Here is a 15,480-nt window from a genome sequence, read left to right as displayed (position 1 = left end):
TGCTGCGTATTTTCAGAAAGTAGTAAGCTTTATACCAGATTTTTCAACCAAAACCTAATAATTAGAAGAAAAGTATTCCATCGTCTTCCCCTTCCTTGGTCACAGCCTTGGTCAGGTAGACAATTTGAGTGTCTCCAACATAACGGGCAAGCCAAACATAACGACTGCCGTCAACGTTAACAACACCCCGGACATCGTTATCCAGCAACTCATCCCAATCAATTTTAAGCAGAGCTTCTTTATTCAGATCCTCAGCTCCGGTCCAAACACCGCCGCCATCAGGCTGCATAATAATCAATTTTTTCGGATCAGGACAAAAATTCAACAAAATGCGCGGATCAAAATGTGCAACGACAAGACCTTTGAATTCCGCATCCTTGAAAAATGGAGTGGCAAGATACATTTCAGGTCCGAACTCAGAATAACTGACAAAAGACTTGAGGTTGATCTCATTCCAATCCCCTTCGTATTCAATGAGCGGTCCCGACTTGAAAGGCTTAATTTCCGCTTCCGGCAATTTTACCAGAACGCTGGCTTCATCATCAACAGTCAGAACACCGCTGATCCACGGATAGCGCATGAAAAGAAGCTTGAACCAGTTTTCGTCAGGGTGGGAGTCAACCGTAGACAGAGTCTCGCAGAGAGCTAAAACTTTGGCGTCGACAGGAGTAAAAAGAAGTGCCAGTTTATTATCATCGGGATTCTCAATCCCGCCATGATTCAGATTGATTTCAGGGTTGGGGTCGATTGCACTCTGTGCGTCGTGCCAGACCTTACTTCCATAGTCACAACCACCTACGCACAACAATACTACCAAAAAAGCAAAAAGCGCGAAGTATCGCACTGAATTTTTAAATTCCATATTAAATACCCGGACTCCGTGCTTAGCCAGCACGAATCCTTATGTATATTATTAAGTTATAACTTTAAATAAACCCGGAAACAGGAAATCTATCGGGAGGCCCTGGCTTCAAGCCGCTCAGCCAGAAGTTCAAGGGTACTCATAAGCTTGCTCTTAGCATGCTTGAAATACGGATCATTGCTTGCATCATCACCGGCAACTTCATTTACAGGCTCAGTGCTGATCCGGCTGGAAATATCAGCCATAAAAGACATAAGCTCTTCTTTTTCTTCGTCCGTAGCCTTGCAGAGCAATTCACGGTAGATTTCAAGTGCTCCTTCAAGGTCTCCCTGTGATGCAAGCACTTCAGCCATTGTCTTGGTCTTTAGGCTGTCCATGGCAACAGGACTGGTCAGGTCAGAACCAACATCACCGTCAAAATAAACTAGGGCTGCAGCTTCAGATATTTCATCAGCCAATAATTCGCTGCTTTCCGGATCTGGACGGCTGAAATCACCGGCAGTTTCACTGACCTCACCGGCTTTTAAGGAAGCAGAACTTGCACCATCCTCTTCCAGAGAAATACCGGTCAGCTGCTTGATACCTTCCGACATGACGTCCGACCAGGACAGGGGAGAACCATGCAGGGCAGAAAAGAGAAAAGCCATAGCACCGGCAACATCGCTATTGCCCTCTGAAACAGAAGCACCCCACATTTTCCAAAATGAGGGGTATGATGAAAAAAGCCTTGTCAGCGGAGCAACTGCCGCTTTTGCCTCGGTTTCCCTACCAAGTTTGGCAAGGGTTTCCACCAGCAGCAGACGTGCTTCAAGGTAGTCGGGGTGGCGATCAAGCCCCATCCTCAGAGTGGTGACAGCTTTTTCATGACTGCCCATTTCCACATACAGGCGGGCCAAAGGAAAGAATACTTTAGAGCTGGGTTCCAGAGCCAGAACTTCCTGATACCACTCAATCTTGCTTTGCATCTGCACCTGCTCCCTGAGTCTTTGTTTCCCCCGATGGCGGAAAAATATACAACACTTCGTTTTCCTTGACGTAATTCATCCTGCTGCGGATGACTTTTTCCTGATAAGCACGATCTGTCTTCAGACGCCGTATCTCCCTGCTTAGCTCAAGCGTACGGTTGTCAGCTGCCTCGATTTTCATTTCAAGATCCTGAACTTTTTCATCAAGTTCCAGATAGCCGAAAACCCCCTGCTCGCTCAATCCCAAGCGAATCAACAGCACAAGGTTGATAATAACCAGTAATCCCAACAATACTCTACGCCGCAGCATATAAATCCCTTATTGAAGCCGGGAAAACATTTTTCTGGACGAATCAACCTGTCCGAGAGGAACTCTGAGTTCAAGCAGAAAATTATCAGTAGCGGACTCGATGCGCTCGACTTCGGCCTCACTCACTCTGATTTTTTCCATTTTACTCATAAAGCCCTTAAGAACCTCAAGTTCTTCAATAAACCTGTTGTTTAAGTCAAGCTTTTCAAGCTCCTGTTCCATTTCAATAATTGTCTCAAGACAATTATTGAGCCGGAATACAAGATTTTGTCGGTCATTACCGTTCATTGATAATCCTGTCTGTAAACTTTTTCTAATAAATTTTTATTATTCGCTAGTTAACCAGACTTTATGCAAATTGTACATATAATTAGCACCGGAAAATACGGTCAGGAACAAGGCCACGTAAAGAATCCACATTCCCAACTGGTACATATCTACTCCAAAATAGGGGTAGAAGAGCAGCAAGGGACCAAGAGCAAAGCTCTGGGTGACGGTCTTGAGTTTACCGAATTTATCCGCAGCGAGGACCAATCCCATATCAACGGCGATAGCCCTGAGTCCGGTTACAGCCAATTCCCTGCAAACGATAACAATAGTGATCCAGCCGCTGACATACCCCATATAGCTGAGCATGATCAGGGTGGAACAGATAAGCAGCTTGTCCGCAAGCGGATCGAGAAATTTGCCGAGGTTGGTTACCTGATTGCTGCGTCTGGCTATGTACCCGTCAAAAAAGTCGGTCAGCGATGCCAGAAAAAACACAAAGGCAGCCAGAAACATGGTCAGCTTGGTCGGATAATAAAGAAGAACGACAATTAAAGGTACAGCCAGAATGCGTCCAAGAGTAAGGGAATTGGCAAGATTGAACATAGAGTGTCCCGGGTCGAGAAATTCATTTAGTCAGAGCAGAAGCCCTGAAGCCTGATAGCCTTTGCGTAATGCGGGGAACCGTAATGCACAGTCCCCCGCAGGAACTGCATGATTCTGTGCCGAGGAGGACAGTATGTCAACCCGGCAGATGATTTACGCTTGAAAAAAAGCGTTTTTTATTAAGTATGGGTGCTGGAAGCAACCTCAAAGCTGCTTTCAGCAGCTTCTGCGATCTCATCAGCCACAGCTCTGAACGCCAGTTTGGCCGGGGAATCTTCATCAAGAAGAACCACGGGCTTACCAAGATCACCGGCAACAACAGTGGTAGGATCAAGAGGAACAGCACCGAGGAAAGGCAGGCTGTACTTCGCAGCAAGTTCTTCACCGCCGCCTTTCTTGAAGAGGTCGATATTTTCATGGCAATGGGGGCAGACGAGTCCGCTCATGTTTTCAACCACACCCATAATGTTTGCTTTGGCATACTGCAGGAAGTTAATGGCCTTACGTACGTCTGCAAGGGAAATCTCCTGCGGAGTGGTTACAACCACAGCAAGGGATTCGGGGATGGTTTTCAGAACGGTCATGGGCTCATCGCCAGTACCCGGAGGGGAATCGACTACGAGAAAATCAAGCTCGCCCCACTGAACGTCGGAAATGAACTGTCTGATTGCGGAAGTCTTCATGGGACCGCGCCAAAGAACAGCCTGATCAGGATCTTTGAGCAGGGATTCCATGGAAACAACATGCAGGTTGTCATTTACCTTCTTGGGAACAACAAGATTGCCGCGCTCGACATCAAGCTGTCCGGTGATTCCAAGCAGATGAGGAACACTGGGACCGTGAATATCGACATCAAGGATACCGACTTTGAAACCTTTATCTGCGAGCGCTGCAGCGATATTGACCGCAACAGAACTCTTACCTACGCCGCCTTTACCGCTCATTACAAAAATTTTGTATTTAATCTTCTGCAGAGTGGAAGAAATCAACTCATTCTGCAAAGCATGGGCAGCACTAGCCTTTTTGTCACCACCCTTCTGCGGAGCAGAAGAACAGGAACTGCATGATGAACTCATATCAATGCCTTTGTTGTATATTAAACATCAGGGAAAGATATCCCCGGTCAACTTCAGCTGTCCTTGGCTGAAGACACCCATTCCAAGATAATCACTGCTGCGAATCCGGCAACCATCAAAAGTACTGCACTCGCAAATCCTCCGTCGTAAGCAGGAGGCAGAACATTTGCCTCGCTCAGGACGTGAACCTTACCCCGTATTACCACTGAATCAAGAACCTCTTTCCAGGGCCAGATCTTACGCATGGCCCCAGCCATAAATCCGGTCAGCAGGCTGACTGTGATGGCGTGGTGTTTTTCCAGCAGAAAATGCAGAACACGGGAGAAAAGAGAAATACCGAAAGCGCAACCGCACACAAAAGCCAACAGGATAGCCCCATTCTCAACGGTGGTAGGATTGCGGATCGCTCCGGTGATAAATTCATATTTACCCAGCAGTAAAAGAATAAACGCACCGCTGATGCCGGGCAGAATCATGGCGCAGATGGAAATCGAAGCACAAATAAAGACAAACCAGAGGGTATCCGGAGTCGTCACAGGAATCAGCCCCACAAGAAAGAAACTGAACACAGCCCCCGCGACACCGGAAAGGATATTTTTTAAGGAGAATTCCCCGACTCTTTTACCGACCACCAGAATAGAAGCGGCGATAAGACCGAAGAAAAGGGACCAGACCTGAACAGGATGGCTCCCTAGCAGGGTGTGAATCACTCTGGCCATGGACACCATAGCCACCACGATCCCCAAAAGAAGCGGCAGCAAAAACTTCAGATGAGCCTCCGCAATAGCTCCTTTCAAATCAAGTTTAAACAGACATTTAATGAACCGGCTGTTAAAAGAACGGATTGAATCAATAAGATTATCATAAATACCGGTAATAAAGGCCATAGTTCCGCCGGATACACCGGGGATAATATCAGCCACCCCCATGCACACACCCTTAAGAATAAGTGTAAGGTACTCACGCGCAGATTCCGGTCCGGGCCCTTTATTCCATGCCTGCAGAAAATTCATATTCACCTACCAGCCCTGTTTACCCACCAAATCAACAAAAGCGCATCCGCCCATGTCAGTGGTTTCAATTTTACCGTCATTCTTGGCAACCAGCATCAACCGCTGTACCCGCCGTTGACCGCCAACGGGGATAACCATTATACCCGGATCAGCCAATTGGTCGATGAGATATTGCGGAATTTCCGGTCCTCCGGCAGTTACAATAATCCGGTCATAAGGAGCATTCTCCGGCCAGCCCATGGTCCCGTCATCCAGCTTGAGCTGAATATTAAAATATCTCATATCAAAAAGCAGCTTGCGCACTGAAATAAAGAGCTTGCGAATCCGTTCTATAGAATAGACATCCGCTCCCATCTCGGCAAGAACCGCCGCCTGATACCCAGACCCGGTACCGATTTCCAAAACCTTGTGCCCCGGCTCAATTCTCAGCAACTCGGACATAACGGCGACAATATACGGCTGGGAGATGGTCTGCCCCTCGCCGATGGGCAGGGCACTGTCAGAATAGGCACGTGAAGCAAGAGCATCCTGCACAAATAAATGCCGAGGAACCCTACTCATGGCATCAAGAACATTTTTATCAACCACCCCACGGGCGGCAATCTGCTCCTGCACCATCTTCTTTCTGGAACGTTTAGGATCTATACGCACTTATCCCCCGTCAGACATCAGCTTAATGCTGCAACATCTGAAAATTAATTTAATCAATGAATTATCCGGCCAAAAATATCCGCCACTTTAATTCATCGTTTGCAGTTGAAAATCAGATTTTAGCGGTCAAGTCAACCTGAATGGCCCAAATTGAGCATTAAAGCCGTTTTTTCCACATACAACTTGACACAAAAGCGACATAAAGAGAGATTAAAGTAAGGAAAAAGGAGGACCACATGCTGAAAGTCGACGACCTCATGACCAAGGACCTGTTCACCCTTAACGAATCTGATAATCTGAAAATGGCACGGTCACTTATGGACCTGCAACGCATCAGACATATCCCTATTGTTAATAAAGACCGGGAATTCATCGGTCTGGTCACTCATCGCGATATTCTACGGGCCACAATATCACAACTGGCTGACATTGACCCCGCAACTCAGGGAGAAATTGATTCCGGCATTCCGGTAGGAGAAATCATGCGTACTGACATTAGAACCGTCAAAGCAGACACTTCACTAAAAGAAGCAGCCTTAATGCTGCTGGACCACAAGTACGGATGCTTTCCGGTAGTCAATGAACAAAACGGTCTGGTTGGAATACTGACCGAAGCTGATTTCCTGAAGCTGACGATCAGCCTGATGGATGCATTGGAGAATAACGAAGAATAAAAACGCCCTCCTCCTGAAAAACCGCTATGGCGATCATTGCCGTACGGTCTTTCGTATATTCATAAAAAACGGAACCCTGCGTCCTGCGAGGTTCCGTTTTGTTTTCCTAAAACTCCCGATCCAGCAAAAGATGGGAAAAATACCCGGTCACAAATGCCACATAGTACGGCATCAAGGTCGGAAACGGCTGGCCATAAATATAATACGGTAGCACCAGCATCGGCATAGGAACAAGCAGCATGGCCCACCATGTATGGGTCCATCCGCGGTGGGCACTGACCCCGGGAAGCATAGCCAAAACGCCAAGATAAGCCGCCCACTTGAACTTATCCAGATAGATCAACGACAAAGACATGATCAGCATTGCTGAATAAAAAATCCTCTTGCCTTTTGAATCAGTATCGATATCCGGAAAAAGAGCCCCCAATACACATATGACAAACAACGAAACAACCTGCTCGGGATTAATCATATACAGACCGATATTGACCAATCCCAAAAGAACTAAAGTCCCGGCCACCACAGCACCGCTAATATGAGCCTTATATCCAGGCATTAAATAACCACTTATTTTTAAATGATATAAACTTAAAGCAAAGCATCAACTTTAACAAAAAAAAGTGCCCTTCCACTAGGAAGGACACTTTTTTCAATGATATGTCAAACAGCCTACATAGCGTCGCTTGCGTCAAGTTCTTCGATCTGTTTGTCGATTTCTTTCTGCAGCTTTTCAGGCAGGCCCATGATATCTACGTTCAGAAAGCCGCGTACGATGGTTGAGGTCGCTTCGTCCTCATCCATACCGCGTGCCATGAGATATTCAATCTCTTCCTGTGCAATCTTACCAACTGCGGCTTCGTGAGAAAGCTCAACACCTTCAACTGTACCTTCCAGTTCGGGAACCGCGTGGATGCGTCCGCCGCCGAGAATAAGTCCCTGGCACTCAATATGACCACGCGCGGGAACATGGTTGCCCTGAATGTGGCCACGGGAGATGATAGTACCGCCGGTGGTGATGGTGCGGGAGATAGTTTCCGCTTTGGTGTTAGGTGCATTCTGGATGATACGGGTTCCGGTATCAATGTGGGAACCTTCAGGAGCAACCAGAACGGAGTTGAAACGAGCAACAGAACCTTCACCATTCAGGAAGATGGTCGGATAAGACATGAGGTCTTTAACCTTTTTCATCAGCACATAGTTGTTGATGAGAGTTCCACCCTCTTCAACCACACCCATGGTGCTGGGACGGACAACAGTGTTTTCACCCCAGTTGTGAACCATGGTGAAAGTGAGTTTACCGCCCTTTTTGACGTAAATTTCGGAAAGTCCGAAATGACCACCGGAAAATTTCTCGTGGGCAGCAGCACAACCGGTAATGATGTGCAGTTCGGAGTTTTCCTCAACCACAACGATATTGTGGATGTTCTGGCCGGAGTTCTCAGCCTTCAGAAAAAGGCAGGACTGCACGGGCTTTTCAATTTTAGCACCCTTCTTGGTGCGGACGAAGTAACCGCCGTGCAGATTCTCTGCAGCGTTACGGGTGATCTCGTCTTTATCTTTATCGATGAGATTGAAGTAGTACTCGGGCAGGCCATCGTACTTCTCAAGGGCCTTCTTGATGTCCATGACTTCAACATCTTTATCGTTGCTACCGCAGTGTACGTTGGAATGGTCCACCTGCATGAAGGTAGCACTGACTTCAGTGGAATCAACATCCACACCGGCCATGATCAACTGTTCTTTTTCATCAGCTTCAATTGAAGACAGATCTTCAATTACTGCGTGTTCCAGACCGTCAAATTTAAAATCATTCAGATCAACTTTACTCATGATATTCCTCCGTGGATTTACACTGCTAGTTCAAGCATTTCACGCATTCTTTGTATCCGTACTTGCGGATGTGCTCCAGAATGTCGCGAGGTCTGGCTTCACAGCAGAGGTGTCCGTTGAAAAGGACCTGTCCACGGTCAGCGTTGATGTAATCCAGAATGTGTCCGGTATGGGTGATGATCAGGCCGCAGGTGTTAGTGCCTTTTTTCATCTTCTGCTCTTTCATGCTCAGGTCGAGGTTGGGCTTGATTTCGCCATCGAGCAGGGTCCGAACCATTTTCCCGATCAGGTGCATGTTTTCGAGGTCAACTCCGGATTCAGGCTCATCGAAAAGCAGAAGGCCGGGATTCTGGGCCATGAGCTGCAACAGCTCAGAACGCTTGATCTCACCGCCGGAGAAACCGGAGTTGATATCACGATCAAGAAAATTAGTCATATTTACGCGCTCAGCCAGCATTTCGACATTCACATCAGAACCGTTGCCGCACATTTTTACCAGATGGCGGGTTTTCAGGCCATGAATGGTCGGGGGGCGCTGAAAGGACATTCCGATGCCGAGACGGGCACGCTCATAAATGGGGGCGTAGGTGATGTCTTCACCCTTAAAAGTAATCTTGCCCTTGGTGACATTGTAGTTGCTGAAGCCCATAAGAGTCATAAGCAGAGAAGTCTTACCGGAACCGTTGGGTCCGAAAAGAATGAAGGTTTCACCTTCTTTTATATGCAGGTTGAGGCCTTTGATAACCTCTTTGTCGCCGATATTGACGTGCAAGTCTTCTATCTTAAGCATTGATATTCCTCACTTTATAAGCGAAAAGCCAAAAATGGAGTTATTTAGTCGAATTAAGTGCGCCTTGAAGAGCTAATAAAATTCACATTTCAAGTCCAGAGTAAATAAGGATTAATTTCACAATATCCGGACAAGACTTCTTAAAAACATGCTAGGAAGAAGTGGTTACGAGTTGGAAAAAGTCAATACTTAAAATACGAAAACTCAAATTTCCTAAACACAAACATTTACTTCGACACGGATTATGACTAGGTTGATAGCTCATTTTTTTAGGAGAGAGTTTAATGGCTAAAAAGAAGATGAATTCCCTTTCTGATCTGAAAGGTCTGAAATTCAAAAAAGATAAAAAAGAAGAACACGTACCCAAAGCGGTAAGAAAAGCACTTGAAGCTGTGAAAAAAAAACCCGCCCCAATCGAACCCGAAAAAGAAATTGAAGTGGATGATGATCAGGCGTTCATGGATGCCATGATCGGGGTGGACCGCATAGATAAATCGACAGTAGCCGCCAGCAAGTCCAAGCCTAAGCCCGCCCCCAAAGTTTCTGAGGAAGATGAAGGGAAAGAATATCTAAGCAGTCTGGTATCCGGTAAAATTGAATTCGAACTGGAATATTCCGATGAATTCATGTTCGGTTTCGTACGCGGCACTGATTCCAAAGTTTTCCAAAAACTCAAAGCCGGAGCATTCAGTCATGAGTCGCATATCGATCTGCATGGCATGAATTCCGAACAGGCATTTGATAACCTGCTATTTTTCATTCGTGAATCTTTCCTGCAAGGCAAACGCTGTGTACTGGCCGTCACCGGAAGGGGCAAAAACTCCCCCGGCGGTCACTCCGTTCTTAAACGCGAAATTCAGGAATGGCTGACCCGCGATCCGTTCCGACGCGTTGTGCTGGCCTTCTGCACCGCCCAGCCCAAAGACGGCGGGGCCGGAGCAGTCTACATCCTGCTGCGCAAACAAAAAAAAGTGCAAGGCAAAGTTAAATGGGATAAAGGCATCAACTGGGGTAAAGAATAGATGAAACGCTAACGCGTTTTTGAGAATGAACTGATTTCGCCTCCGGCGGCTTAAACCCTTTTGAAAAAGGGTTTGTTCCACTGTCGTTATCCCTAAGACTCGAAGCAAAGCTTCTCGCCTAAGGGCTAATGCAAGAATCCTAAAACTGTTCAGTACGGCTTCGCCGGCTATAGTTCAGAATTGGGTAGGACAAGAATTATTAAATGGAAATTCACGATAATCCTGATCGCATAAAGCTGGCTTTTGGAATCCCTTTTTTCAATATGGATTTCAATGAGCTGATGCTTACCGTAGGGGAACGGGCCGGCGCAAAAGAAAAAACCATGATCTTTGCACCCTCTTTCCCATGGCTGCTCGATTATGCAAAATTACCACATCTATGCCCGGACTGTGCCGATTTTATCCTTCCTGCCGACTCTGCTTTGATCAGCATGGCGGAAAAAGCTGAATTAAGGCTTAAAATGCCCTTGGAATACTTCGAATTCCCGGAGCAGATCGCTCGCATATGTGCCCATTACGGCTACAGTCTTTTTCATATTTCAGAGACAGCACTTAAAACCGATATTCTGATTCGTGACGGGTATGTCCCCTTGTCATGGGATTTATTCACCCATTTCAAGACTACCGGCGAACTGGATGAACTGGATGTAAAATCCATCACCGCCAGTACCGCCGATCTTCGACCGGATATAGTACTAATTTCCGCGCCTCCGGAATCCATAAGAAAATTTGTCCCGCAGGTTTACGAGCAGCTACACGACTGTGTGCTGATCTGCATCCCGCAAGATGTGGATAAGAACAAAGTGGAAGATAAGCTGGATAACATATTCATCCCGCTACTTCTGCTACGTGAAGAAATTAATTTTCTTGAAGAATTAAAGCGGACAGCATCAATGGCTCTGCCCTCGTCTGTAACTGCTGACGAATCATGCATCCCGCCTAAAATTGAAATACACGGAACTCTGGATGCAGGACTGATCCCTGATCTGATCCGCATCGGCACTCGCATGCTGAACCGCAATTTTTCCCCGGCTCTGGATTTATCGCAAACCCATGCGGCATCTCTCAAAGGACTGGAAGCCCTCTGTTTCCTAAGCCGCAAATTCCATAAAGCCGACAAAAAAATCACTATGGGTGACATATCAGCCCAACTGAACAACACCATCCACAGCTCAGGCGCAACATATTTCTACAACGACTTTCCCGGAATCGAGAACAAGCTTTAGAATACCTCCCAACAGCACATAATTTTCCCAATCCCTAACCAAGGCACGACTTCGCACACCAAACGCGAAGCGTAACTAAAACGTCTTTTGGGAAGAGCGGATGGGGTCTGGTGAAGAGGAGAAACCTTTTTGGGCGTTAGCAAAAAGGTTTCTCCCCTTCACCAGCCGCCGGAGGCATCACAACATATTAACAGGATCGAGATCCATAGTGATGCGTATCTGTTTCTTATCCGGATTACGGCGCAATATTTCAGCATAAAGCGCGCGGGTTTTCAGCCAATCATCTGATTTAAGCAGACAATTAAACCTTTTACGCCCACGCAACTGTGCCAACGGAGCAGGAACAGGTCCCATGGCCATAATTCCAGCTTCTTTTGCCTGCTCACGAATCTGATTGAAAAACGGCGGACAAAGATGCTCCCCCTCCCAGCCCATGGGATGGCTGATGCGGATCAGGGTCAGCTTGGTGAATGGCGGATAGCGGAACCTGCGCCGCTTCTCGATTTCCTTCTCAAAAAAAGTCTTATAGTCGGCTGAAGTAACCGAACTCCAGATTGGATTCTGGGGGTTGCGGGTCTGAATTATGACCTCACCGGGCTTCTCGCCACGCCCAGCGCGACCGGAAACCTGCACCAGCAGCTGAAATGTCCGCTCAGCAGAACGATAGTCAGGCAGGTTAAGCCCAAGATCCCCCTCCGAAACGACAACAAGCGTCACGCCGGGAAAGTTATGTCCTTTGGAGAGCATCTGGGTCCCGACCAGAACCTGCGCATCGCCACGAGCAAAGCTCTTTAGGATCTCATCAAGACGTTCCTGCCTGCGGGTGGAATCGCGGTCCATACGCAGGATTTTAGTTTCCGGCGGTAAAGCTTTGGCAACCTGCTCTTCAAGACGCTCCGTTCCACCGCCAAGCGGCAAGAGATTACTCCCACCGCAAATGGAGCACGGCAAAGGAAAATGGTAGGCATTGCCGCAATAGTGGCAGATCACCCGTTCCCGTCCCTTGTGGTAGGTCATGCTCACATTACAATGCGGACACTTGAAAGGTTCCTCACAATCGGTGCAATAGATCAACGGCGAAAAACCGCGACGATTGAGCATAACCACCGCCTGTTCACCTTTGTCGACCACCTCTTTGAGACGCGCTTCCGTTTCCGGGGCAAAGGGCTTTTCCGGGTCCTTTATGGCACTGGTATCGATGACCTTGACCGCAGGCAACACGGATTTACCGACCCTTTTCTCCATAGAGATAACATCAAAAGCCCCCTGCTGCGCGGCATGAAAAGTTTTGATATCCGGGGTAGCTGAACCAAGCACCAGCAAACTGTTGGTCATGTTAGCAAGGACATAAGCCACTTCCTTGGCCTGATACGGCAGACGCTCCTCCTGCTTGTAGGATTCGTCATGCTCCTCATCGACAATAATCAGACCCGGATTGCGAACCGGAAGAAAGAGAGCTGAACGGGTCCCGACGATAAGAGCCGGACTGTCATCCTCAGCTAAAGAGCGAAAGATAGCTTCCTTACGTACCGGGGTCTGATAGCCGTGGTAAAGATATTTGCGGGCATCAGGAAAAAGCGGACAAATACCATTCCACAAAGCATAAGCAAGAGCAATCTCAGGAACCAGTACGATGACCGATTTACCCTGCTCCATACACTTGCGGGCGGCTGTCATATAAACAAGAGTCTTACCGCTCCCGGTAATCCCGTGCAGCAACTTAACGGTACTTTTGCTTTCATCAAGCGCACCGAGCAATTCATCAATGGCCACCTGCTGTTGTTCGGAAGGCGTAAAATCCCATTTTGGTCCGGTGGCAACACATTTTTCTGCCGGATTGCGTTCTTCCTCCGGAGGCGGTCCGATTTTGACCAATGAATCTGAATGAAGTTTCTTGATGACACCGGTGGTCCAATCACCCATGACATTTTTCAGGAAACCTTTTTCGCGGGGACCGTTTTCAAAGATAAATTCTAAAATCTGCAACTGCCGTGCAGCATTGGGGCGTACAGGCCATGGAGGATCGGAGGTGAGACTGACGTATTCTTCCTTCTCAATGGAAGCTGGCAGGCTGACATTCATCCGCCCTTCGTCATAGATCTGCACCAGCTCCATCCTGCGTTGCGAAGGAAGGCGGGCTATATCCAGAGCTTTAAGGCGTGCGGGAAAATTTCGGTCAGCAACCTTGAATGAAACCTTGGCACTGCGAAAACGTTTAGGAACAACATTTTCCAGCACTTTACCCAGCGGCTGCATCTGCCGTGCGCCGATGTTGCGGTAGAGTTTGAAATGATTGGAATTTAATAGGGGTTCACGCTCAAGCGGCCAGATAATGGACTTTAACTCAACGTTTTCCGGTGGAGTTTTGACTGTTTCGATAAGAAAGGCCACGCGCACGGAACGCCCCAAAGGCACGAGAACCCGCTGTCCTTCCGTTAAAGCAGGAAGGTCGGCGGGTGCTTCGTATGTGTAGCTTGAATAAGGCGGGCTGGCTAAACAAGCCTGCCAGAGTGTGGTCATTACTGTTCTTTACCCAGTTTAAGACATTTTTTCAAAAATTCGAATACAGCACCTGACGGAACTGCACAGCCCTTGGATTTCTTGATTGCTGCAGGAGCAAACACAGAGGGAGCAATCTTTTTGCGGACGCTCTTCCACTGTACCCTGAAATCGAGGACTTCTTCGCCGACTTTCAAAGTTCCGGTATGCGGGAGCATGAATCCGGCAAACTTAGAGTAAGTGCCGAAACTGATTTCACGTTGGGGACCGAGCACAACCTTAAGCGGTGCGAAGTTCTCATTATTGAACCAGATTTGTGGAACAGTATCATCTCCCTGATCCGCGCCGAAGATGAAGGCGGGAGTGTCTTCGCTGAAACCGTAACTTCTGGTGGAGTTGCTAACCCCCATTTCCCTCCAGTCAGAAACCGGATCATCCGGGGTCCAGAACTGGAGTACGGAAACCGGCATATCAGCTTCAGTAGGACATTGGGCAATAGTTTTAAAATACTGCCCGACGGATTTTGCTTCGACAGTGGCGTTGGTTCCCGCTTCAGTAAAAGTCTGCTGCCAGTGGTCGTGCCCCCGTTTGATAACAAGGGTCGTTCCCGGCTCGGAAGGAAAAGTTAACTCGGCTTCATAGAAAGTGAGTGTACCGTAGTTACGATACATTGTTTCATCAATTCCTTCATCAGACGGAAAAAAAGCCCTTGCCGGACTGCTAATAAACAGACTCACGGCAAGGACTGAAAATACTAAATAGCTATATAGATTCTTTACGAACAAGACAAAAGCTCCCGCAGTCTGGCTACAATGTCATCACGCAATTCTTCGTCCTGAAGGGCGAAGTAAATATTTGCGGTAAGATAATCTACCCAGTCCCCGGCGTCAAACCTCTGTCCGCGCAATTTCACGGCCAGCAGTTTATTATCCTGTGCCAATCCCTGCAAAGCATCGGTGAGCTGAATTTCGCCACCGACACCGGGTTCGAGATTTTCCAGATGATCAAAGATCTCAGGAAGAAGCACGTAACGACCGACAATTGCCAGCCTTGACGGAGCCTCACCGATAGCCGGCTTCTCAACCAGAGAACGGACCCTGTACATACCCGGAGCGAATTCTTCACCCTGAATGATACCGTAACGGTCAACTTTATTCTCAGGAACTTCGATAACACCGACAACAGCCATATTTTCAGTGCGCGCGGCATCAATCAGCTGCTTGATACCCGGCTCAAGGCCAAACATCAGGTCATCACCGACCATTACGGCAAAAGGATCATTCTTACACACTTCTTTCGCACAGAGAACCGCATGGCCGAGGCCGAGCTGTTTTTTCTGTCGGACAGAAATGATGTTGACCATTTCAGCAACTTTTCTGACTTCTTCAAGAATCTCAGTCTTGCCTCCGCGCTCAAGCACATCTTCAAGAGAGAGGTTGTAGTCAAAATGATCTTCAATAATCTTCTTGTTCTGATTAGTGATGAAAACAACATCGGTCAGTCCGCTGGACATAGCCTCTTCCACCACGTGCTGAACAACAGGCTTCTTGAAGATAGGCAACATTTCCTTGGGAATGTTTTTGGTGGCAGGCAATGATCTTGTACCCCATCCAGCAACCGGAATAATAACTTTTTTGATGACCATTGATCATATCTCCTTGAAATATTGAATACTTATTGAGCTACTAA

The 15,480-nt window shown here is 47.5% G+C and carries 17 protein-coding genes; 3 read left to right on the top strand and 14 right to left on the bottom strand.

The features are described 5' to 3' along the window. Positions 1 to 61: 61 nt before the first annotated feature. The 8 genes from ACNI29_RS16560 to ACNI29_RS16525 form a co-directional block, all read right to left on the bottom strand. Positions 62 to 862: a hypothetical protein gene (locus ACNI29_RS16560; protein ID WP_419779478.1), complete on the bottom strand. Its 801-nt coding sequence runs from the start codon at positions 860 to 862 to the stop codon at positions 62 to 64. Positions 863 to 951: 89 nt separating this feature from the next. Further along, positions 952 to 1,827 (bottom strand): tetratricopeptide repeat protein, encoded by an 876-nt coding sequence (locus ACNI29_RS16555; RefSeq protein WP_419779477.1) that lies wholly within the window; start codon positions 1,825 to 1,827, stop codon positions 952 to 954. Beyond that, positions 1,811 to 2,137 (bottom strand): FtsB family cell division protein, encoded by a 327-nt coding sequence (locus ACNI29_RS16550; RefSeq protein WP_419779476.1) that lies wholly within the window; start codon positions 2,135 to 2,137, stop codon positions 1,811 to 1,813. The genes ACNI29_RS16555 and ACNI29_RS16550 overlap by 17 nt, the downstream gene beginning before the upstream one ends. 9 nt (positions 2,138 to 2,146) lie before the next feature. Further along, the gene (locus ACNI29_RS16545; protein WP_419779475.1) at positions 2,147 to 2,425 is read right to left on the bottom strand and encodes a hypothetical protein; all 279 of its coding nucleotides are present in this window, start codon (positions 2,423 to 2,425) and stop codon (positions 2,147 to 2,149) included. 39 nt (positions 2,426 to 2,464) lie between these two features. Further along, the gene (gene pgsA / locus ACNI29_RS16540; RefSeq protein ID WP_419779474.1) at positions 2,465 to 3,010 is read right to left on the bottom strand and encodes a CDP-diacylglycerol--glycerol-3-phosphate 3-phosphatidyltransferase; all 546 of its coding nucleotides are present in this window, start codon (positions 3,008 to 3,010) and stop codon (positions 2,465 to 2,467) included. A gap of 179 nt (positions 3,011 to 3,189) precedes the next feature. Beyond that, the gene (locus tag ACNI29_RS16535) at positions 3,190 to 4,086 is read right to left on the bottom strand and encodes a P-loop NTPase (RefSeq protein WP_419779473.1); all 897 of its coding nucleotides are present in this window, start codon (positions 4,084 to 4,086) and stop codon (positions 3,190 to 3,192) included. A 53-nt stretch (positions 4,087 to 4,139) separates the two neighbouring features. Continuing rightward, entirely contained in the window at positions 4,140 to 5,099 is a 960-nt protein-coding gene (locus ACNI29_RS16530) for a DUF368 domain-containing protein (protein WP_419779472.1), read from the bottom strand. A gap of 6 nt (positions 5,100 to 5,105) precedes the next feature. Further along, the gene (locus ACNI29_RS16525) at positions 5,106 to 5,750 is read right to left on the bottom strand and encodes a protein-L-isoaspartate(D-aspartate) O-methyltransferase (protein WP_419779471.1); all 645 of its coding nucleotides are present in this window, start codon (positions 5,748 to 5,750) and stop codon (positions 5,106 to 5,108) included. A 236-nt stretch (positions 5,751 to 5,986) separates the two neighbouring features. Between ACNI29_RS16525 and ACNI29_RS16520 the strand changes: the two genes are divergently transcribed. After that, positions 5,987 to 6,424 (top strand): CBS domain-containing protein, encoded by a 438-nt coding sequence (locus ACNI29_RS16520; protein ID WP_419779470.1) that lies wholly within the window; start codon positions 5,987 to 5,989, stop codon positions 6,422 to 6,424. Positions 6,425 to 6,530: 106 nt separating this feature from the next. On the opposite strand, the gene ACNI29_RS16515 is transcribed toward ACNI29_RS16520, so the two are convergent. The 3 genes from ACNI29_RS16515 to ACNI29_RS16505 all read right to left on the bottom strand — a co-directional run bounded on the left by ACNI29_RS16515 (position 6,531) and on the right by ACNI29_RS16505 (position 9,044). Next, positions 6,531 to 6,980: a metal-dependent hydrolase gene (locus ACNI29_RS16515; RefSeq protein WP_419779469.1), complete on the bottom strand. Its 450-nt coding sequence runs from the start codon at positions 6,978 to 6,980 to the stop codon at positions 6,531 to 6,533. A 113-nt stretch (positions 6,981 to 7,093) separates the two neighbouring features. Next, the gene (locus ACNI29_RS16510; RefSeq protein WP_419779468.1) at positions 7,094 to 8,254 is read right to left on the bottom strand and encodes a SufB/SufD family protein; all 1,161 of its coding nucleotides are present in this window, start codon (positions 8,252 to 8,254) and stop codon (positions 7,094 to 7,096) included. 25 nt (positions 8,255 to 8,279) lie between these two features. Continuing rightward, a complete protein-coding gene (locus ACNI29_RS16505) occupies positions 8,280 to 9,044 on the bottom strand; it encodes an ABC transporter ATP-binding protein (RefSeq protein WP_419779467.1) in 765 nt (254 codons plus the stop codon). Between the two features lie 284 nt (positions 9,045 to 9,328). On the opposite strand from ACNI29_RS16505, the gene ACNI29_RS16500 reads away from it, so the two are divergent. Further along, positions 9,329 to 10,066, top strand: coding sequence for a Smr/MutS family protein (locus ACNI29_RS16500; RefSeq protein WP_419779466.1), 738 nt, complete (start codon positions 9,329 to 9,331; stop codon positions 10,064 to 10,066). Between the two features lie 203 nt (positions 10,067 to 10,269). Then, a complete protein-coding gene (locus tag ACNI29_RS16495; protein ID WP_419779465.1) occupies positions 10,270 to 11,292 on the top strand; it encodes an anti-sigma factor antagonist in 1,023 nt (340 codons plus the stop codon). A 177-nt stretch (positions 11,293 to 11,469) separates the two neighbouring features. Here the strand turns inward: ACNI29_RS16495 and priA are convergent, their stop codons facing one another. Genes priA through galU form a run of 3 tightly spaced genes read right to left on the bottom strand, consistent with a single transcriptional unit; the run spans position 11,470 to position 15,436 of the window. Further along, positions 11,470 to 13,812, bottom strand: coding sequence for a replication restart helicase PriA (priA, locus tag ACNI29_RS16490; RefSeq protein WP_419779464.1), 2,343 nt, complete (start codon positions 13,810 to 13,812; stop codon positions 11,470 to 11,472). Next, entirely contained in the window at positions 13,812 to 14,528 is a 717-nt protein-coding gene (locus ACNI29_RS16485) for a hypothetical protein (protein WP_419779463.1), read from the bottom strand. The genes priA and ACNI29_RS16485 overlap by 1 nt, the downstream gene beginning before the upstream one ends. Positions 14,529 to 14,566: 38 nt before the next feature. Then, entirely contained in the window at positions 14,567 to 15,436 is an 870-nt protein-coding gene (gene galU, locus ACNI29_RS16480; RefSeq protein WP_419779462.1) for a UTP--glucose-1-phosphate uridylyltransferase GalU, read from the bottom strand. Positions 15,437 to 15,480: the final 44 nt, after the last annotated feature.

Origin of the sequence: Maridesulfovibrio spiralis (SeqCode) (genome assembly GCF_048571135.1) — a bacterium.
In the GTDB taxonomy this organism is placed as follows: Bacteria; Desulfobacterota; Desulfovibrionia; order Desulfovibrionales; family Desulfovibrionaceae; genus Maridesulfovibrio; species Maridesulfovibrio spiralis.
Note: the sequence above shows the minus strand (reverse complement) of the source record. Positions and strands in the feature narration are given on the sequence as shown.

Bases quoted from the DNA above. Each gene is read 5' to 3' on its own strand.
- ACNI29_RS16560 (WP_419779478.1), bottom strand. From the start codon at position 862: ATGGAATTTAAAAATTCAGTGCGATACTTCGCGCTTTTTGCTTTTTTG.
- ACNI29_RS16555 (WP_419779477.1), bottom strand. From the start codon at position 1,827: ATGCAAAGCAAGATTGAGTGGTATCAGGAAGTTCTGGCTCTGGAACCC.
- ACNI29_RS16550 (WP_419779476.1), bottom strand. From the start codon at position 2,137: ATGCTGCGGCGTAGAGTATTGTTGGGATTACTGGTTATTATCAACCTT.
- ACNI29_RS16545 (WP_419779475.1), bottom strand. From the start codon at position 2,425: ATGAACGGTAATGACCGACAAAATCTTGTATTCCGGCTCAATAATTGT.
- pgsA (WP_419779474.1), bottom strand. From the start codon at position 3,010: ATGTTCAATCTTGCCAATTCCCTTACTCTTGGACGCATTCTGGCTGTA.
- ACNI29_RS16535 (WP_419779473.1), bottom strand. From the start codon at position 4,086: ATGAGTTCATCATGCAGTTCCTGTTCTTCTGCTCCGCAGAAGGGTGGT.
- ACNI29_RS16530 (WP_419779472.1), bottom strand. From the start codon at position 5,099: ATGAATTTTCTGCAGGCATGGAATAAAGGGCCCGGACCGGAATCTGCG.
- ACNI29_RS16520 (WP_419779470.1), top strand. From the start codon at position 5,987: ATGCTGAAAGTCGACGACCTCATGACCAAGGACCTGTTCACCCTTAAC.
- ACNI29_RS16515 (WP_419779469.1), bottom strand. From the start codon at position 6,980: ATGCCTGGATATAAGGCTCATATTAGCGGTGCTGTGGTGGCCGGGACT.
- ACNI29_RS16510 (WP_419779468.1), bottom strand. From the start codon at position 8,254: ATGAGTAAAGTTGATCTGAATGATTTTAAATTTGACGGTCTGGAACAC.
- ACNI29_RS16505 (WP_419779467.1), bottom strand. From the start codon at position 9,044: ATGCTTAAGATAGAAGACTTGCACGTCAATATCGGCGACAAAGAGGTT.
- ACNI29_RS16500 (WP_419779466.1), top strand. From the start codon at position 9,329: ATGGCTAAAAAGAAGATGAATTCCCTTTCTGATCTGAAAGGTCTGAAA.
- ACNI29_RS16495 (WP_419779465.1), top strand. From the start codon at position 10,270: ATGGAAATTCACGATAATCCTGATCGCATAAAGCTGGCTTTTGGAATC.
- priA (WP_419779464.1), bottom strand. From the start codon at position 13,812: ATGACCACACTCTGGCAGGCTTGTTTAGCCAGCCCGCCTTATTCAAGC.
- galU (WP_419779462.1), bottom strand. From the start codon at position 15,436: ATGGTCATCAAAAAAGTTATTATTCCGGTTGCTGGATGGGGTACAAGA.